We start from the raw sequence: 20221 nt of genomic DNA, 5'->3' as shown, positions 1-20221 counted from the left end.
GTTCAGTGTGGGGTGTTGAACCATTTGTGTTCACGGCCTCTAGACAACATTATAACTACATAAGAGAGATGACTATGCAATCGGTCGTGATCGTGCTGCTCGGAATAGTCGGTATGTTATTCGGATGGTTTGTTTATTCGAAATTCATCGCCGAAAAAATCTTTAAAATGGATGATAACTTCGTCACACCTGCTCATGAGCTTGAGGATGGTGTGGATTATGTACCCACCAATAAGGTCGTGTTGTGGGGCCACCATTTCACGTCTGTAGCAGGTGCGGCACCGATAGTCGGTCCTGCTATTGCTGTTTATTGGGGCTGGGTGCCTGCCGTGTTATGGGTCGTATTTGGAACAATCTTTTTTGCTGGCGTCCATGATATGGGGGCTCTTTGGGCCAGTGCTCGCAACAAAGGTAAGTCGATGGGGGCTTTGTCTGAAAGCGTCATCGGTAAGCGTACCCGTGCATTATTTATGATTGTGGTATTTTTAGTGCTACTGATGGTGAATGCGGTGTTTGGGGTTGTTATTGCTAAATCCTTTGTATCCCAGCCAAATGCGGTTTTTCCTGCTTGGTCAGCCATTGTTGTGGCCCTTGTTATAGGCCAGTTACTGCGCCGTAAAGTTTCTTTAATTCCTCTGTGTTTAATTGGTGTCGGTATCCTTTATTACACCATTTATCTTGGCAGTAGTATGCCCATTGCGTTGCCAGATGAGATGTTTGGCTTAAGTGCAAACGCAAACTGGATCATTATCTTGTTCATCTACGCTGCAATTGCTTCTTTACTGCCTGTGTGGATGTTATTACAACCTCGCGATTTTATTAATGGTATGCAGTTGCTGGTTGGTTTAGTGCTTTTATATGGCGCGGTCTTTATTTCAATGCCAGATATCACCGCACCTGCATTTAATACACAAACGGCAGTGGATACGCCGAGTATTATTCCGCTGTTGTTTGTCACCATAGCCTGTGGTGCGGTATCGGGTTTCCATGGAATCGTGTCATCGGGTACCAGCTCTAAACAGTTAAACAAAGAAACTGACGGTCGCTTTGTTGGGTATTTAGGTGCTGTGGGTGAAGGCATGCTTGCACTTATTACGCTGGTGGCGGTAAGTGGTGTCGCATTGGCTGTATCACCTGAAGAATGGCATGAAATTTACAGCCACTTAGGAGCGGGGAGCGTGAGTGCCTTTATCAATGGGGGTGCAAACTTAATCGAAAGTGGTTGGGGTATTTCACAAGAAGTCGCGTCGACCTTACTAGCGGTAATGGTGGTGCTATTTGCAGGCACGACAATGGACTCTGGCGTTCGTTTACAACGCTACATTATTCAAGAGTGGGGTGATATTTATAATATCAGTATTATTCGCAATGGGATTGTCGCAACGCTTGTCGCTGTACTGTGCTGCTTGCTACTTGCCTTTGGTGCGGGTGGTGCCGATGGCAGCGGCGGAATGATCATTTGGCCGCTGTTTGGCTCTACCAACCAAATCCTTGCAAGTTTAACGTTACTGGTTATTTCGGTAATGTTAATCAAAGCGAATCGTCCAGCGAAGTACACGTTAATACCGATGAGCTTTGTACTGGTAATGGCATTCTTCGCCGGTGTGATTAAGCTAGGTGAATATTACCAACAAGGCAACTGGTTACTTGTAACGCTCGATTTACTGGTACTGGTGATCAGTGTGCTGGTGATGCTAGAAGCATGGTCTGTCATTGTGAAACATCGCAAAGACAACCAATCTGTGTCAGAGCAGTAAACTTTGCTTGCCAGCCGCTCATTTGCACGGCTGGCAATAGCGCGTTAAATCAATGATAATAAGGTCCTATGTTTCTAACAGCAGGACCTTTTTTTATGGCATACCCTCATGCAGTTGTCGCCTCTCAATTAGCTGATGCAGATCACGATGCATTGATTATTATCGGTGATAATTTTTCGTCTTTAGCCGATGCAAGCTTAAGCCACGCTATCAGTGCTCAACAAGCCGTTGATGCACGTATCTCTAAGCAAGTCACATTACTTGTGATTGACTCAAAGCGCGTTATTTTAGCGCCTACAGGTCCGCTTAATCGCGATTATGACGATGTACGTCGTTATTTTGATGCTGCTAAATTAGCCGTGCTAGAAGCAAAAGCTTCGGGCAGCACCAAGCCTGCTATTTTACTTGCGAGTGCACACCACGATGCGCGTTACAAACATGCACTTGAAGTTGCCTTTTTAGGTGCTTGCCAAGCATTATGGCAGCCACTTGAAGCGCGTGAGTTTCATGGCCAAGCGATTGAGCCAATCAGTCAAATTAGCTTAGTGGGTGCTGATGAGGCCATGGTTAAAGCATTGAATGCAATTGCCGCAGGCCAATATGCTGCGCGTGACTTATGCGGTACAGAGCCTGAGCGCATGGCACCGCCACGTTTTGCCGATTATTGTGTTGAGTTATTTGCGGGCAGTAAAGTGTCTGTTGATGTGATTTCAGATATCGACACTATCGATAAAGATTACCCAATGATGAGCACTGTAGCGCGTGCATCATACGCTGTTGAGCGTCATCATCCACGTGTTGTTAAGCTTGAATATGTTCCTGAGGGTGACATTGAACGTACGTTAATGTTCGTTGGTAAGGGGCTTGTTTATGATACTGGTGGTGCCGACCTTAAAGTGGGTGGCTTTATGGCGGGTATGAGCCGCGATAAAGGTGGCGCAGCATCGGTCGCTGGTTTTATGAAGTCAGTGGCTGATTATGCACCTAAAGGTGTCAAAGTGATTGCTTACTTAGCCGTGGTTCGAAACTCAATTGGTTCTGATTGTTTCGTGCCTGACGAAATCATTACGTGCCGTGAAGGCGTTCGTGTACGCATCGGTAATACCGACGCAGAGGGGCGTTTAGCAATGGGTGATTTACTCAGTGAAATGAAAGACCGCGCATTAAATGAAGTAAATCCAGAGCTATTCACTGTTGCAACGCTAACAGGTCACGCAGCACGTGCGATGGGTCCTTACAGCGCTTATGTTGAAAATGGACCCGCTCGTCAAGCGCAGGTTTCACGTAAAATTGCTGATTTAGGTGATTTATGGGCTGATGGCGCAGAGGTCTCTCGCAGCCGTCGTGAAGACTACGACTTTGTTAAGCCTCGTACATTAGCCGATGATGTACTTTCGAGTAACAATGCACCCTCAGCAGTGACTGCACGTGGCCACCAGTTCCCAATGGCATTCTTAGCGATTGTAGGTGGTTTAGATAAGCATGGCACTGAATCAGCACACCCATTACCGTATGTTCATATGGACATCGCGGGCAGTGGTGTAGAAGGCGGTGATTGGCAACATGGTAAGCCAACCGCAGCAGCTGTCAGCAGTTTATTTGCACGTTATTGCTTGTAATATTTAAGCATTAAAAAAGCCCCGCAAAAATGAAGCGGGGCTTTTTTTCGTTAAATTTAGCTTATACCAATCCGCAAAAATACTTAATCATTTTGAGTGATCAAACCAGTCGCTACCTGCGTTAAAAATTTCTGATTTACGACTGCATGGATGCAGGAGGTAGAGCAATGCAGGAGCAATTGCCGAGCACAACTAAATAACTAAATTTTTGCCTTGTTATCAACGCGGTTTTATTGCCTCAAAATAGACCACTTAATTAAGCGGAATGGTATTAATCAAGTCTAAAGCGATTTACCACATCGCTCAGTGCTTGTGAGCTTTGCTTTAAGCTTTCACTGGCATCTGATAGCCCTTGGGTATTAGATAGTGACTGTTCGGTTGATTGTGACAACTCATTGATACGTAAGTTAACTTCATCTGCTGCACTCGTTTGTTGTTCTGTGGCGCGGGCTATTTGGCTATTCATATCTTTAATAATTGTGACCAAACGCTCAATTTCACTGAGTGAGCTGCTTGCTTCACCTGCTTGTAAGACGGTTTCGCTCGACAGTTGTTGACTGGCAGATACCGCATCAACCGCAGCTTTAGCGCCTGCTTGTAACTTACTGATCATGGCCTGAATTTCATCAGTACTTTTACCGGTACGGCTAGCCAGTGTACGCACTTCATCGGCTACGACAGCAAAGCCGCGCCCTTGCTCTCCCGCGCGAGCCGCTTCAATCGCGGCATTAAGCGCAAGTAAGTTTGTTTGCTCTGCTATGCTGCGAATAACATCCAGTACAGAGCCTATATTGTTACTCTCTGCTGCAAGGTCAGTGGTTACCTTACTAACCTGCTCAATATTATGCGACAGAGTTTCAATAGCGGTAATGGTTTTGTTGAGCACCTGTTTACCGGTTGAAGCATTTTGCGCCGCGTCGTTTGCGGCATGCTCAGCTTGATCTGCATTTTGGCTAACATCATGAATTTGATGAGTCATTTCTTCCATTGCGGTGGCAACTTGTGTTGAGCTGTCGTTTTGCAGTTCAATAAAAGAATGATTGGTTTTAGTGGCATCATCCACATTGTGGGCGTACTGATTGACCTGTTGAGCATTTTGCGCGACTTGCTTGAGTGACTCTCGCATTTTTGCAGTGTATAGGTTGAAGTAACGCGATAGCCGAGAGACCTCATCATTGCCGTTTTCATCAAGTTGTTGGGTTAAATCACCTTCACCTTGCGAAATGTCTTTCATCATATCAGCAGCCAATTGAGTTGGTCGTAATATACTATTTGCAATTAAATAACTGAGCGCAATTAACAGACCAAAAATAACCACCGCAGTGATAATGACGTGATTTCGTAGTGAAGCAAATGCATCTTCAATGGTGTCAATGTAGACACCCGAACCAATAATCCATTGCCATGGTGTGAAACCCTTAACATAGGCAATTTTATCAACGGGTTGATCCTTTCCAGGCTTAGGCCATTTGTATGGAACAAACCCTTCGCCTTGTCGTTTAACCACGTTCACCATGTCAACAAACAGGTGTACCCCGTCGGGGTCTTTATTGTTGGCAAGTGATTTACCTTCAAGCTCTGGTTTGAATGGGTGCATAACCATCGCAGGTTGATAGTCGTTTATCCAAAAGTAATTGCTTTTGTCATAGCGAAGTGCAGCGATAGTATCCAGCGCAGCTTGTTTTGCTTGCTGTTCACTGAGTTTACCTTGTTGGAATAAAGCATAATTGTGTTCAATAATGCTGTGAGCTGACTCCACTAGGTTTTGAGTTTTGGTGTATTGTTCTTGTTCTAAAGAATCATATTGCTTCATTAAGCTTGAGATACTTAAAAAGATCAATCCAACCACCACTACACTAACCAACATGGCAAGGCGTTGTAAGATTGTAAAACGGCGTAAGTAGTTCATGTGTATTCCTTGGTCATGCTTGTCTAAAAGCAATATGTTAAGTGTAGTTAAAACAGGTATTAAATCTAGTTGTGGATGGAATACATTGAGACAAAAAAAAGGCTGATTGGACAATCAGCCTTTAGTCTAAGTTACCGAATTTAAAGTCAACTATTGTACGTTAAAGTGACGGTTGAAAAAGCTTGTGATAGTTTGGTGCAAGTGTGTTTGCACACTCTTACCACGTAAACTGTGCTTAGAACCTGGGTACGTCATCATCTCAAACTGCTTTTCTTGATCTTGCAGTTGCTTAAATAACTTCGTGGCGTGAGTAAATAACACGTTGTCATCAGCCATGCCGTGGTAAATCATTAGCGGTCCTTTTAAGCCTTCAGCATAAGGGAAAACGGCACTTGCTTCGTAGCCTTTTGCATTTGTTGCAGGGTGGCCTACGTAGCGTTCTGTGTAGTGTGTGTCGTAAAGTGCCCAGTCGGTTACTGGCGCGCCCGATACACCCGCTTTGAAATAATCACCGGCTTTAAACATGGTCATTAGTGCCATATAGCCACCGTAACTGTGACCGTAAATACCTATGCGCTCAGGATCAACGTAATCAAGAGTGCGTAAGAACTCAACCCCTTTAATTTGGTCAGCGACTTCAGCAACCCCTAAGTGTTTATAGATAACGTCTTCAAACTTTTTACCACGGTTGTAAGAACCACGGTTATCGAGTTGAAAAATAACGTAGCCTTGCTGTGCCATGTATTGGAAATACAAGTTTTTGCTGCGCCAGCTATTTGTCACTCGTTGGGCATGTGGGCCGCCGTATACGTTTACAATAACAGGGTGCTTTTTACCATCTTGATAGTTAGTCGGCTTGAATAAACGGTAATGCATTATTTGGCCGTCTTCAGCTGTTAATGTACCGTATTCAGGAGTGATTAAATCGTCTAAGTACGGTGTAAGTGGATGCGACTTATCGAGTTTGTTTTCTTCAAGCCAGGTAATAAACTCGCCGTTAATTTTACGAAGTGCGGCTGAACCTGGTTTATTAACCGATGAGCTGTTGTCGATAAAGGTTTTATTATCTTTGGCGATAACCACATTATGATAAGCACCAAGCTCTGTTATGCGCTTAATATCCCCTTTTTTGAATAACGGTGCACTGTATAAATGGCTTTCAAGAGCGGTGTCTTTACGCGCTGCAAAATACACAATGCCTTTTTTCTCATCGATTCCTTTTAAGCTATCAACCACCCAGTCACCTTGCGTGATTTGGCGGATCATCTCGCCATTTGTGCGGTACAAATAAAGGTGTTTAAAGCCGTCACGTTCAGAGGCCCACACGAAGTGTTTTTTATCGTTTAGGAACTGTAGATCAAAGTGTAAGTTAATCCATGTATCGCTTTTTTCTGTTAGGGCGACCTTTTGCTTTTTCGTTTCACTGTTGTAAAAACGCAGCTCTAACGTTTGCTGTGAGCGGTCTTGCCATTGATAAGATAGCGTTTTGTTATCTTTTAACCAGTTGGCGCGAGCAATGTAGATATCTTCGTCTTCGCCTAAATCAACCCAATCAGTTTGTTGGTTGTTAATGCTAACAACACCGAGTTTAATTTTAACGTTGTCTGTACCCGTGAACGGGTAACGCTGGTTGAAAAGCTTTACTTCATCAGCGTAAATTTCGTTTCGAATCGCTTCTTTTACAGGGCTTTCATCGACACGCGTGTAGGCAATTTTTGTTTCATCACCTGACCACCAGTAGCCCGTCATGCGGCCCATTTCTTCTTGAGCCACGAATTCAGCCATGCCGTTTTTAATAACGCCACCGCCGTCTTTACTTAACTGGATTTCTTGACCCGTTTTTAAGTTCAGTGCGTAAAGGTTTTGCTCGCGAATAAACGATACAAAATGACCTTTCGGTGAAAAACGTGCATCGGTTTCGAATGCTTCGGTATCGGTCAGTTTGCGGCTTTTAGCTGAGGCAAGTTCGTAGTAATAAAGGTCGCCATTCAGTGGGAAAAGCAGTGCTTTACCATCTTTTGACCATTTATACTCTAAAATCCCTTTACCAAAGATACGCTGACGCTCACGTCGTGCTTTTTCTTCATCTGATAGGTTTTCTGGGCCTGAGAATAGTGCCGCAGAGTCAACTAATAAGCGGTTTTTGTTATCTTTTAAATTGTATTCCCACAAGTCATAACGGTTGTAGTCGTCGGTTTTACCTTGTAAGTAGGTAACGCGGCTACCATCGGGTGAGAATTTAAGTTGTACAGGTGCTTTACCTGCTAAACTAGGATCGTCAAAAATACGCTCTAGTGATAGTGGTTCAGCATTCACACTCAGTGCTGTTGCCACTATTGGTAAGGCAAGTGAGAGAGATTTAATTTTTTTTAGCACAGGGGTACCTTCGCTCGAATAAAAACTGCCACGATGTTAATGGTAAGCTTAGGCAACTGCAACTAAATGCTATAAAGTAGCAGGGGTACAACTTAGATTTAAGGACTTATTGATGAAAAATGCTGATATGCCATTTTCCTTGGCACCTGAATTACAGCGTGATTGTATTGAATTAGCAGATTGGCCACTGTGTAAAGTATTGCTAATGAATGACAGCCAATATCCGTGGTTTATTTTAGTCCCGAGAGAAGCAGGTTTAAAAGAAATTATCGACCTTTGTGAAGCGCAGCAAGTGACACTTTTACGCGAGTCGGCCAAACTAAGTAAATTATTACAGCAGGTTTTTAATCCAGACAAGCTCAATGTGGCTGCTTTGGGAAATATGGTGCCACAACTGCATATTCATCATATCGCACGCTTTAAAACAGATGCTGCTTGGCCTGCACCTGTGTGGGGTAAGTTACCGGCGGTTCCGTATTCTGATGAGCAGATTACTTCGCTTAAAGCGTATTTTTAAACGGTGAATATCGAAAATATAGTCCAGCAAATATGAAAAAGTGGCACGTTAGCGCGGCAATAATAACACGTTGTTTTTTTGTGACGATGTTATCTTTGAGTGCCTTTGAGAGTGTGGCAAAAAGTTATTATTTTGTAGGAAGTCATTTTCCTGCCATTTTAGAACAGGATCAGCACGGTTCTCCAACAGGACTCGGGGCTGACATCGTTTATGAAATAGGCAAGCGATTGGGGCATACTATTGTGATTGATATTATGCCGCTTAAACGGGCTTTAAAAATGGTTGAGCAAGGTGATGCCGATGCCATTATTGGCCCTTATAAATCGTTTCAGCGTAACCAATACATGCTCTTTAGTGCATTACCCTTTTATGAAGATCCAATTGTTTTTTATACCAAACCGAATAATGAAGTTACTTGGCGAGGAAACTTCGCCAGTTTAAAAAAAGATGCAATAGGGGTTATTCGTGGCTGGGATTATGGGGTTGAATTTAAGCGCCATGAATCGAGTTTACTGTTATCAGAAGTCGCCAATGTGCGGGCAAGTTTTTTACAATTAATGTATGACAGGGTTGATTTAATTCTTACTCACCCCCGCGCAGCAAGGCCGGTGATAGAAAGTTTGGGTATTGCCGATAAGGTGATCATACTTTCTCCTATTTTAACGGTTAATCAAGGTTATTTTGGTTTTACTAAGCAGCGAGATTTAGCGCAATTTATTGATGAGTTTAATGCTGAGTTTCAAAAAATGTTGCTAAATGGGGAAATCGTAAAACTAAACAATAAATATGGGCTGAGCTTTGTGGCGCATTAATGACTGTTGTTTAAGCATAAAAAAACGCTGCTCGAAAGCAGCGTTTTTGTTTAAACTCGTTATTACTCAGATGAGAGTGCGTTTAGTTTAAACCTAATACCTCTTTACCTTGTTTAAAGGTCACATCAACAGGGATGTTTGCTTGGCTTAGCTTTTCTAAATCTTTAGCAAGCTCGGCTTTAATTTCACCATGAGTCGCGATTAATTGGTCGACTTTTTGATAATCGCCGTCACCTTGAATCGTTAAGATAAGGCGCGATAGTTTTGCCATCGCTAAGCTCATTTTTTCCATATTTACGCTGTATAAGCCATCTGCATTTTTAGAAAATGCACCTTCTTCGGCAAAAAAGTTAAAACGGATCATGTTTGCTTTACCATGTGCACTTGATGCACCAAAACGCACTGAGCGGAATATACCAGCCATAAAGGTGATGTAGTAATCTTCTAGCGTACCGTCAGTGATTTCACCTTTTTTAAGTAACTGCTCAACCATGTAAAGACCAAGGATATCTGCTTTACCTTCTTCAAGCGCGCTGGCATGCTCTTGCAGTGATTGACGCACAGTCCCTTTGTTGGTGATGGTGTTTTTAATTCCTAAGCCATGTGCGACTTCGTGGAACATGGTGTTTGCAAAAAACGCATCAAAGGTGATGTGTTTACGCTGCTCAGGCACAATTAATTGTTCTGAAATTGGCACTAAGATTTTGTCGAATTTAGCGCGCATCGCGTTTTTAAGCTGTAAACGGCGGGTGCCTTTTTCAAGCTGTACTTGCTCATCATTAGGCAAGTTAATAGCAATTGTTTTGCTGCCGGCATTTGAGTGGCCCGCATAGTAAACAACATCATATGCATTAAGGTCAGCGTCTGAACCCGGTACTTCTTGCTTGTACTTATCGTCTACGGGTAAGCCTTTTTGTAGCTCTGGTAAGAAAGCTGCAAACTTAGCTAAACGCTCACTCCACGCAAGGTCTTTAATTAACACGTAAGACTCGTAAGCGGCACGGTAACCAAAGAGTTGATCTTCGTAGGTTTCGATTGGACCAATAACAACATCAATTGGGTTGTTTTTCATGTCCATCCATGCGAAGTCAGAGGGTTGGAAGTTATCACTAACAAGTGCATCAGCACGCATGCTTAAGTAGTTTGCAAATTCTTTGTCATCGGCGAGTTTACTTGCTTCACGGAGTAAGTTTGCCGCTTTTTCTAGTTCCTGTGCGTATTCTACTGAGTAAGCCACGCTGTATAGTTTGCCATTTTCATCACGTTTAATAACTGAATAAAGGCCTGTTTTATCTTCAACTGTTGCGTTGTTTAATTCTTCTTTAGTGATATCGCTTGGGTAAAACTCTGCGCCAAGTGGTTTTTCTTCATAGCCAGATAAGAACACCTGATCGCCGTTTAAACGGTCCCATGGGCCGTAGTTGATATCTGCAAATTTTTGCACTTTTTCGTCATTAATTTTTGCCAAAAATGCTTCTTTGTTTTCACCAAATGCTTGACGCCAAAATAATGCATCCATGATTTTTGATGCGTCAATAAGTTTGCCAACCATTTGCTTTTGGTTATCGCTTAAGTGGCTCAAGTCTGAGGTTAATGTAAAGTCTGTATAGATATCTAAGCGGTTTCTGTCTGCATTGATTAGTTGCGGATTATTTTCTTCAGTATTTTGAGTCGTTTGCTCTGCAGCAGGCTTTGTTTGAGAAGGGGTCGCTTGTTGGTCAGAACATGCACCTAGAAAAACTGCACCAGATAAGATAAGTGCGTGGCTAATTTTATTTAATGTCATTTTTTTGCCCGTTAAAAAGAGAGAGTCGTTGCTTTGAGAATAAATGTGTAAGCATTAAAGCAAACCTAACATATAAATGGCAAGTTTACTGCGCAGTATGTGATTTTAAGCAATTAAATCGGTGTCTTAAAATATAAAAGTAGATTATTACTGTGAATTTCTTAACTTTAGCGCTAACTTAGACAATACTAAAACAATAATTAATCTAACAATGTCAGTCATTAGTTTGGTTTTATAAAAGCAAGCTAATTCAAGAGGATGGCAAAGATATGTCAACAGAAAATGCACTACTGACCATTTTGGTCGACCGAATTAATAATGACACCCTAGTGTTGCCTACTTTACCTGAAGTGGCTGTAAAAGTCAGACAAGCTGCAGACAATCCTAATGTCAATTTGATGCAAATGGCCGATGTGATTTCACACGACCCCGCGCTTTCTGCCCGCATGATTAAGGTGGCGAACAGTGCCTTTATGGGGCGCTCGGTTAAGGTGACAAACCTACACCAAGCTGTAACGCGGATAGGTTTACGGCAAATTAAAAACATTGCAACGGCCATGGCAATGGAGCAACTGTTTGTATCGCACAATGAGTTGATTAAAGGCTACATGGACAAAGCGTGGCAAAAAACGCTGAAGGTGGCTTGCCACTCAATTACCTTAATGGATTTTTTCCTACGCGATAATAAGAAGACGTCATTAAATCGCGACACCATTACGCTAGCGGCTTTAGTGTATAACATTGGCGTGTTACCCATTTTAACGGAAGCCGAAAAACACCCCGAAGTATTTGCGAACCCCAGCTTTCTTGCGCATGCAATTCAAAAATTGGGAGGCAAAGTAGGGGGAGCGATTATGCGAGCGTGGGGCTTCACTGATGAATTTGTTGAAGTTGCTGAGAGCTGGGCAAACCCTAACTATCGTCCTGAGCATATTTGCTATGTTGACTTTATTCGCATAGGCGCGATCTTAGAGGGCATCCTGCAAGTATCAGATAAGTCTTCAGCATTACAGACCTATTTAGATAAAGGTGTTATTTCGTCACTTGATATGTTTAATTCAGATGAATATCACGACATGTTAAATGATGTAAAAGCGGTGTTTACTGAATAACGCATTAAAAAGCGCAGATTACGACTAATCTGCGCTTTTAGTGTCAACAAGCTGATTATAAATCGCTTGCATCTCCTAATCCTTGAGTTAGTTCTTCAAGTAATTGCTTAATTTCTTCAGATGCTAAAATGAAGTCTGCATCTAATTTTACGGCCATATCTTCTTTAGGGATATCGGCGTTTTCTTCTTTAAGTGTTTCTGAGTAGCTTAGTCGTTTTATTGACCCATCGTTTTGCAGCATGAACTTAACTCGCTCTTGCCAATCAAGTGCAAGCTTAGTCACGCGCTTGCCATTTTCTAGATGCGATTTCACTTCATCACACGATAAATCATGGCCTTTAAGTTTAACCTGTGCGCCACTATCGTCTGCTTCTTCAAGTTCTGCATCGTTGCCAATAGCGAACCCCTCAGGCGCATTAAATTGTGTTAGCCAATCGGTTAGAAACACATCCAGATCATAGTTTGCAAATGCGGGCACTACAGGTAACGACCCTAACGATTTACGTAACAAGGCAAGAAGTTCTTCGGCTTTGTTAAAACTACCACTGTTAACAACCACCCAGCCATTCTTTTGGTCAATAAATGCAAACTGTAAGCTCGACTTTTTGAATGCTTGAGGAAGTAGGGTATGCAGAATATTTTCTTTTAGTTCGTCTTTTTCTTTTTTCTTAACTGGGCGGTTTTCTTCCGCTTCAATCTGCTCTACTTTTTCAGCAACCAGTTCGTTAATAACCGCAGCGGGTAATACTTTTTCTTCACGTTTTGCGCACACTAAAATGCTATCTTGAGAAAAGTGCGATAGGGTTTGACCATGTTTACCAAAGGCTTTGGTCCAACCAAACGTTGATAACTCTTGACCACCACATGAGCGAAACAGGTCTTGTTCTAGGGCTTTATCGAAGTCTTCTTGGTTGTATGATACGTCTTGTTTAAAACGGTAACAGATAAGGTTACTAAACCACATATTTAGGCTAATCCTTTCATTAAATTTGCCCAATCATAGCAATAAAAAAGTGATGCCGAAATGAATGATTTCGGCATCAGGGGGTTTTGTTTATGTATTAAACATTGAAAGTGGCTTTGGCATGTTTTTAGGGAAACTAATGTGGTAATGCAACCCTTGTCCAGGCTCGCTTGTTACTTCTATATCGCCACTGAGCGTTTGTTTTACTAAGTTAAAAGTAATGTGTGTGCCTAAACCGCTGCCGCCTTGGTCGCGCTTGGTAGTAAAAAATGGGTCAAATAGCTTTTCTAACTGCTCTTGAGTTACACCATTACCGTTATCTTTAAAGTCGATGATAACCTCATCGTCTTCTTCTTTTATAACAATCTCTATGATGCCGCTTTCTATGCCTTCGAAACCGTGAATGAGTGAATTCATGATTAAGTTCGTGAAAATTTGACTAATTGCCCCCGCAGGTAAATTGAGTGTTAAGTCTTCAGGGCAATCTAGGTTTATATGGTGCGATGTTTTTTTAAGTTTAGGGTGTAACGAGCGGATCACCTCGCCTAAATACTCTTTAAAATTAATTGTACGCACCGCTTCACTGGCTTGGTCTACCGCGATTTGTTTGAAGCTGGCGACCAGCTCAGAAGCACGGTCTAAATTACTGGTTAATAAGCTGGTGCTTTGTTTTGCGTCGTTTATAAACTCTTCTAATGCTTTCGGCGAAAGGGTTTTGTCTTTATAGGCTGCTTCAATTTGATTCAGGCGCTCTTGTAAAAAAGAGGTCGCTGTAACACCAATACCAATCGGGGTGTTTACATCATGAGTAATACCGGCAACAAGCCCGCCTAATGCGGCCATTTTCTCTGAGCCTACTAACCGCTCTTGGGCCATGTTCAGTTCATCAAGGTAACGCTGTAGTTCAGTTTGCTTTGTTATGAGCTCTTGTTCGGTTTGTTTACGTAAATCGATTTCTTCAGTTAAGGTGAACTTTTGTTTTTCTAGCTCGTATTTTTGTTGCTGTAAGTCCATCATTGCTTGGCTCAAGTTTGATGTCTTACGAGCGACTTCCTGCTCTAATTGCAGGTTTTGTTGATCCAGTTTTTCGTTGCTTATCAGTAATTCTTTTTGTGTATGTTCAAGCTCTTCTCGGTACAGTACCACTTTATCAATCAGGCGATTAAATGACTCTTCCATCACTTTTAATTCGTTATGCTCACTGGTTTGAATGTCGATATGGCGACCTTCTAAATCATTGAGTTCAAGATCTTCTATTTGTTCTGTGAGCTGGGCTAAGGGTTCTGTTAACTGTTTTCTAAAGGCAATTAAGAATAGGATGATCAAAAATGTTGTTTTGATCATCGCATTACCGATTAAGAAATAAATCGAGATCATAATACGGCTAAATACGACGTCTCTGCTTGAAAATAGGGTGACATCACCCACTTGGGTGGCTCTGCCTGAAAACTCAAAAATCAGCGGGAAAGTGTAACCAAATAAACCTGACGGGGTGTCTTCAATAATCGCCTCTTCTTGCACTAGCTGCTGACTGTATAACTCATGTATGTCTAAAGAGCGCCCTAATTGTGATAACACTTCACCACTGTCATCTCGCACAATAATGCCTTCAATCATAGGGATCGCAAGTAACCCCTCAGCAGTGGTGATCGTTTGCTTAGTGTTCAGCTCCCAAATGGCGCGTGTGAGGCTGCGACTGAATGTTTTTTGCAACGTGGTTAATTCATCGCGAATGTAATCTTTGGTATTAACGTACTCAGCAATAACCTGCCCACACGTAACGACAAACGTTAATAAAAAATAAACCGAGAGCACACTGGTTAATAATTTTTTTGACAGGCTTTTTTGTAGCATGGATTATCCATAGCTCCTTGGTGAGATTTGTAATACATTCAGCTAAATCTAAAGTTAGCTAATAAATGATTAAAAATAAATAAATATATCCTTTTTTACGGGATCATTTACAGATTGTAACTAAATCATGAAAAAACTTGACCTTACTGCCTTTTAAAAAGTGTGATATAAAATTAGTCATCTTTAATTTATCCTCTATTAACGCTGTGTTTGCAACAGCGAAGATGTATATTTCATGAGTAATTCTAATTTTTCAGTGCTTGTCTGTGATGATTCAAACGTTGCCCGAAAACAGGTCGTACGCTGTTTAGGTGACTGCATCAGTGCCGACATTAAACAAGCCAGTAACGGCCGTGAGGCACTTGCTTTATTGCGGCAGCAAAACTTTGATTTGCTTTGCCTCGACTTAACCATGCCAGAAGTTGATGGTGTTGCTGTACTTGAAACGATTAAAGCCGAAAAAATAGAGTGTTTTGTGTTGGTTATTTCGGCGGATATTCAAACAGAAATGAAGCAACGAGTCGCAAAACTTGGTGCCATTGATTTTATTGATAAGCCGATAGAACTTGTCCGCTTAAAAACAACTTTGCATAAATTTGGTATTCATTAAGTCTTTATATAACCTAATTGCATAATTTATCTTTTTATTAAGGGTTGACAGACTGGCTGTTTTTAAGGCAGTCTAGGGGCTATGAAAACATTTAATCACGCAACGACCATTATTATTACAACCATCATCCTTACGGGATAGTGGCATAGGTCGGTGCAACAAAATTAAAGGCCTGTGTTCACTAGAACACAGGCCTTTTTTCGTTTATGGGATGAGGAAACATAAATAATGCGAGTATTAAAATTTGGCGGGTCGTCCTTGGCTGACTTCGCATGTTTGCAACAGGTAGCTCAGTTAGTCAAACAAGAACTTAAAGATGAAATGCTATTAGTGCTTTCTGCACCGGGCGGCATGACTGATTCACTCGTTGCGCTAGCGAGTGCAGCAGAGCAGGGGCGTGATTATAGTGAGTTATGGCATGCACTGGTTAATCGTTGTGAGCAGTTAAAGGCGGATGTAGAAGCAGAGTTTGGCGCAGTTGATAATTGGCCTAATTTAAATGACCTAAAAAATAAATTGGATGGTGTTGCATTATTAACGTGCTGCCCAGACCAAGTTAAAGCTTATGTTATTAGCTTTGGTGAGCGAGTGAGTGTAGCGCTCATGCAGCGTATGTTAAAAGAGAGTAATGCGCACTACCTTGAAGCAACTGACTGTATTGCTTCTGTTGGTGGATATATTGATGCAGAAGCAGACTTAGCCGCGAGTAAGTTGCGTTTTCGTGAAGCATTAAAAGCAGCACCAAGTACCATTTACATCATGCCTGGTTTTACTGCGGCTAATGAGCAAGGCGAGCTTACAACACTTGGCCGTAATGGCTCTGATTATTCAGCAGCAATTGCTGCAGCCTGCTTAGAAGCCGATGTTTGTCAAATTTGGACCGATGTTGACGGTGTTTACAATGCGGACCCGCGTTATATCAAAAAAGCCTCTAAAGTAGATTCGCTGTCTTATAAAGAAGCGATGGAACTTTCTTACTTTGGTGCCAAGGTGTTACACCCAAAAACAATTTTGCCATGTGCTAAAGCTGGCGTACCTTGCGAGATCAAAAATACTCATAACCCTCGCGCTGAAGGCTCTGTGATCAGTAACGATAGCGTATCATCAGAACCGGTTAAAGCGTTATCAAGCTTACAAAACCTTGCAATGCTAACGGTCTCAGGTCCCGGCATGAAAGGTAAAGTGGGTATGGCATCAAAGGTGTTTAATGCCCTTGCTCATGACAATGTATCGATTGTGTTAATTACACAATCGTCGTGTGAATTTAGTATCAGTTTTTGTGTTCACGAAAGTGATTTAGCGCTGGCTTTAGAAGCGTTGCAAACGGCTTTCGAACTTGAGTCGCAAGCTGGGCTTATTGAACCCGTTCAAGTACAACGTAATTTAGCGATTGTTACTCTAGTGGGCGACAATATGCGAGCGCACAAGGGTCTTGCAGCAAAATTCTTTGCTTCATTAGCGCAAGCGCAAGTCAACATTGTGGCGATTGCCCAAGATTCAACAGAGAGTGCTATTTCTGCGGTTATTGATGGTGAGCTGTGCAATGATGCTGTGAAAGTGTGCCACGAGAACTTTTTTACACATATTCCATCAATCGATATGTTCTTATTAGGCTGTGGTTTAGTTGGCCAAGAGCTTATCCAGCAACTTGAGCGCCAGCAAGCATGGCTTGAAAAGCGCAATATTAAGCTTAATTTGTACGGTGTTGCTAACTCAAAACAACTCTACCTCGACAGTGACGGTATTGCCTTTAGTGATTGGCAAGAAAAATTAGCGATATCGGAGCAAGGTTTTGACTTAAAACTCGTTGAGCAATTTGTGAAACAAAACCATTTAATCAACCCTGTTATTGTTGATTGTAGCTCAGCCGATAAACTCGCCGCGCAGTATGTTGATTTCTTAAATGCTGGTTTCCATGTTGTGGCTGCGAATAAAAAAGCAAATACCAGCTCATTTGCGTACTATCAAGATTTGATTTCTGCGACACAAAAGAATAACCGTAAGTTTTTATACGAAACCAACGTAGGGGCAGGTTTACCAGTCCTTGATAATTTAAAGTCATTATTTGGCGCGGGTGATGAACTTATTAAGTTCAGCGGCATATTATCAGGCTCGTTGTCGTACATGTTTGGTGCTTTGCAAGATGGCCTCTCGTTGAGCGAAGCAACTGTAAAGGCAAAAGAAAGTGGCTTCACTGAGCCAGACCCACGTGATGACTTATCGGGGACCGATGTTGCTAGAAAGCTGCTGATCATTGCGCGTGAGTCTGGACTTGAACTTGAGTTAAGCGATATTGAAGTTGAATCTGTATTACCAACAGGGTTTGCAGAGGGAGATTCGGTTGCTGAGTTTATGGAAAAGCTGCCCAGTCTTGATGCTGCTTTTAATGACCGTATCCAAAGTGCAGCAAGCGAAGGTAAAGTGCTGCGTTATGTTGGCATTATTGAAAATGGTCACTGCAAAGTAGGTATTGAAGCGGTTGATAGTAAGCATGCACTTTATGATATTCGTGATGGTGAAAATGCACTGGCGATTCTTAGCCAATATTATCAGCCTCGTCCGTTTGTTATCCGTGGCTATGGTGCGGGTGCAGAAGTGACTGCCGCAGGTGTATTTGCTGATATCTTAAAAACATTATCACGCTAGGAGAAGGTTATGATCCGTATTTACGCACCGGCTTCTATCGGTAACTTTGCGGTTGGATTTGATGCTTTAGGTGCCGCATTGGCACCTATTGATGGCAGCCTACTTGGTGATGTGGTTGAGGTATCTGCAGCTGAGCAAGACACATTTGTGTGCTCAGGAGAGTATGCAAGTAAGTTACCAGCTAACGCAGAAGAAAATCTTTCCTATCAGTGCCTTATTCATTTTAAAGCGCATGTTGCACCGGCCATGCCCACCGTGAAACTAGAGCTTAAAAAGAACTTACCAATCGGTTCTGGGCTTGGTTCAAGTGCATGCTCGGTGGTTGCCACATTTGCTGCGCTTGATCAGTTTGCTAAAACTGACTTATCGCAAGAGCAGTTGATTGAACTTATGGCTGATTTTGAGGCGATTGTGAGTGGTGGTCGTCATTACGATAACATCACGCCATGTTACCTAGGTGGTTTACAGTTAACAGGCGATCTTATTCCCAATAAATCCATTGCGTTACCGGTTGATGAGCGCTGGTATTACGTGGCAGCTTTTCCTGGCTTTTCTCTTAATACGGCAAAAGCTCGCTCGGTTTTACCCACGCAACTATCAATGCATGACAGTGTCGAGTTCGCACAAAGATTGTCTGCATTTAGTAGCTTGTTACTGACGGGGCGTTTTGATGATGCCTTATCAATTATGCGTGATGAAATTGCTGAGCCACACCGAGCGCCACTTATAAACGGGTTTAGCGAGGCGAAGCATGCTTTACCAGAACTTGGCGCTGAGATTGTGAGTATTTCGGGTGCTGGACCGACTCTTTTTACAGTGTGTAAAAGTCTAGAAGCCGCTAAGCAATGCGCAGCGTGGCTTAATGATAATTACATTAATGAACATGGTTTTTGCCATATTTGCCAGCTTGATCAGCTTGGCACACGACAGCTATAAAGAATTTAAGGAACTACAATGCAATTACATAATTTAAAAGATGCAACACAACAGGTGTCGTTTATTGAAGCTGTAAAAACGGGTTTGGGTCGTAACCAAGGCGTTTTCTTTCCAGATAGCTTGGCGCCTATTGCTGATATTGATGCTTTATTAGATTTGGACTTTGTTACTCGCAGTAGCAAAATCTTATCCCATTTGATTGGGGATGAATTACCCGCAGACACCGTTGCTGAGATGGTACAAAATGCGTTTAACTTTGATGTAAAACTTGTTGAAGTCGAAAAGGATATTTACTGTTTAGAGCTTTTTCACGGGCCAACATTAGCGTTTAAAGATTTTGGTGGGCGTTTCATGGCAGAGTGTCTTGCACAATTTAGCCAAGGAGAAAAAGTTACCATTCTAACCGCAACGTCGGGTGACACAGGTGCTGCGGTTGCGCATGCCTTTTACAACAAACCGAATATTGATGTGGTTATTCTATATCCGAAAGGCAAAATTTCGCTAGCACAGCAAAAACTATTCACTACGTTAGGCAACAACATTCATTGCTATGCGGTTGATGGCAGCTTTGATGATTGCCAAAGCATGGTAAAACAAGCGTTTCTCGATGATGAAGTAAAAGAAAAGCTAGGGTTAAACTCAGCGAATTCAATCAACATCAGCCGTTTAGTTGCACAGGTGTGTTACTACTTTGAAGCAATAGCACAATTGCCAAAAGCGCAACGTGCTAAAGCGCATATCTCTGTACCAAGTGGAAACTTTGGTAACGTGTGTGCTGCGATGATTGGCGCTGTACTAGGGATGCCAGTGGCAAAACTTAGTGCAACAACCAACCAAAACGATACGGTGCCTCGTTTCTTGCAAAATAAAGAGTGGGCTCCTAACGCAACGATTGAATCGTTATCGAACGCGATGGATGTGAGTAAACCAAACAATTGGCCGCGTGTTCAGCACATGTTAGATAATGCATGGTTTAGTTATGATGACTTTTATTCAAGCTGTGTCGATGAAGAGACAACCAAAGAGGTGATGAAAAAAATTCATCAAACAGGGTATGTTGCAGAGCCTCATACTGCGATTGCATACCAAGGCTTAAAAGAAAACATTGCACCGGGCAGTGCGGGTATCTTTTTAGCGACGGCACACCCCGCTAAATTTAAAGAAAGCGTGGAAGAAATACTCGAGATTGAGTTACCGATGCCAAAGCCTTTAGCAGATGCGTTAGCAAAGCAATGTCTTGCAGAAGATATTGTGTGTGATTACCAGCTTTTGCGTACTGAGCTGTTAAAAAAACTGGCGTAAAAAACCATAAAAAAGAGCGGC

14 protein-coding genes are annotated in these 20221 nt (G+C 42.3%); 9 read left to right on the top strand and 5 right to left on the bottom strand.

Annotated features, from left to right (window positions below):
- The first annotated feature begins 74 nt into the window (after positions 1-74).
- Complete coding sequence (locus IT970_RS12250) at positions 75-1757, top strand: carbon starvation CstA family protein (RefSeq protein ID WP_036966280.1); 1683 nt, start codon at positions 75-77, stop codon at positions 1755-1757.
- Positions 1758-1852: 95 nt separating this feature from the next.
- A complete protein-coding gene (locus IT970_RS12245; RefSeq protein ID WP_075594055.1) occupies positions 1853-3376 on the top strand; it encodes a M17 family metallopeptidase in 1524 nt (507 codons plus the stop codon).
- Between the two features lie 271 nt (positions 3377-3647).
- Here IT970_RS12245 and IT970_RS12240 read toward each other — a convergent pair whose 3' ends face one another.
- Both IT970_RS12240 and IT970_RS12235 read right to left on the bottom strand, forming a co-directional pair.
- Positions 3648-5285: a methyl-accepting chemotaxis protein gene (locus tag IT970_RS12240; protein ID WP_196857372.1), complete on the bottom strand. Its 1638-nt coding sequence runs from the start codon at positions 5283-5285 to the stop codon at positions 3648-3650.
- 150 nt (positions 5286-5435) lie between these two features.
- Positions 5436-7661, bottom strand: coding sequence for a S9 family peptidase (locus tag IT970_RS12235; RefSeq protein ID WP_036966286.1), 2226 nt, complete (start codon positions 7659-7661; stop codon positions 5436-5438).
- Positions 7662-7773: 112 nt separating this feature from the next.
- On the opposite strand from IT970_RS12235, the gene IT970_RS12230 reads away from it, so the two are divergent.
- Together IT970_RS12230 and IT970_RS12225 are read left to right on the top strand one after the other, a co-directional pair.
- Positions 7774-8178, top strand: coding sequence for an HIT domain-containing protein (locus tag IT970_RS12230; RefSeq protein ID WP_036966288.1), 405 nt, complete (start codon positions 7774-7776; stop codon positions 8176-8178).
- Between the two features lie 32 nt (positions 8179-8210).
- Entirely contained in the window at positions 8211-8990 is a 780-nt protein-coding gene (locus tag IT970_RS12225; protein ID WP_036966290.1) for a substrate-binding periplasmic protein, read from the top strand.
- Positions 8991-9072: 82 nt separating this feature from the next.
- Here IT970_RS12225 and IT970_RS12220 read toward each other — a convergent pair whose 3' ends face one another.
- The gene (locus tag IT970_RS12220; protein WP_065979727.1) at positions 9073-10776 is read right to left on the bottom strand and encodes a dipeptidyl-peptidase 3 family protein; all 1704 of its coding nucleotides are present in this window, start codon (positions 10774-10776) and stop codon (positions 9073-9075) included.
- Positions 10777-11045: 269 nt separating this feature from the next.
- Here IT970_RS12220 and IT970_RS12215 point away from each other — a divergent pair, with 269 nt between their 5' ends.
- Positions 11046-11888 (top strand): HDOD domain-containing protein, encoded by an 843-nt coding sequence (locus tag IT970_RS12215; protein ID WP_036966295.1) that lies wholly within the window; start codon positions 11046-11048, stop codon positions 11886-11888.
- 55 nt (positions 11889-11943) lie between these two features.
- Here IT970_RS12215 and rdgC read toward each other — a convergent pair whose 3' ends face one another.
- Both rdgC and IT970_RS12205 read right to left on the bottom strand, forming a co-directional pair.
- On the bottom strand, positions 11944-12852 hold the full coding sequence (gene rdgC / locus IT970_RS12210) for a recombination-associated protein RdgC (RefSeq protein ID WP_036966297.1): 909 nt from the start codon (positions 12850-12852) through the stop codon (positions 11944-11946).
- Between the two features lie 90 nt (positions 12853-12942).
- Complete coding sequence (locus IT970_RS12205; protein ID WP_036966299.1) at positions 12943-14706, bottom strand: sensor histidine kinase; 1764 nt, start codon at positions 14704-14706, stop codon at positions 12943-12945.
- A 235-nt stretch (positions 14707-14941) separates the two neighbouring features.
- Between IT970_RS12205 and IT970_RS12200 the strand changes: the two genes are divergently transcribed.
- The 4 genes from IT970_RS12200 (at position 14942) to thrC (ending at position 20200) form a co-directional block, all read left to right on the top strand.
- The gene (locus IT970_RS12200) at positions 14942-15316 is read left to right on the top strand and encodes a response regulator (protein WP_036966301.1); all 375 of its coding nucleotides are present in this window, start codon (positions 14942-14944) and stop codon (positions 15314-15316) included.
- A gap of 228 nt (positions 15317-15544) precedes the next feature.
- A complete protein-coding gene (thrA, locus tag IT970_RS12195; protein ID WP_118844589.1) occupies positions 15545-17962 on the top strand; it encodes a bifunctional aspartate kinase/homoserine dehydrogenase I in 2418 nt (805 codons plus the stop codon).
- A gap of 9 nt (positions 17963-17971) precedes the next feature.
- Positions 17972-18898, top strand: a complete 927-nt coding sequence (gene thrB / locus IT970_RS12190; RefSeq protein ID WP_196857371.1) for a homoserine kinase — start codon at positions 17972-17974, stop codon at positions 18896-18898.
- An 18-nt stretch (positions 18899-18916) separates the two neighbouring features.
- On the top strand, positions 18917-20200 hold the full coding sequence (gene thrC / locus IT970_RS12185; RefSeq protein WP_065979731.1) for a threonine synthase: 1284 nt from the start codon (positions 18917-18919) through the stop codon (positions 20198-20200).
- The last annotated feature ends 21 nt before the right edge of the window (positions 20201-20221 follow it).

Origin of the sequence: Pseudoalteromonas sp. A41-2 (genome assembly GCF_015767615.1) — a bacterium.
Taxonomy (GTDB): domain Bacteria; phylum Pseudomonadota; class Gammaproteobacteria; order Enterobacterales; family Alteromonadaceae; genus Pseudoalteromonas; species Pseudoalteromonas lipolytica.
Note: the sequence above shows the minus strand (reverse complement) of the source record. Positions and strands in the feature narration are given on the sequence as shown.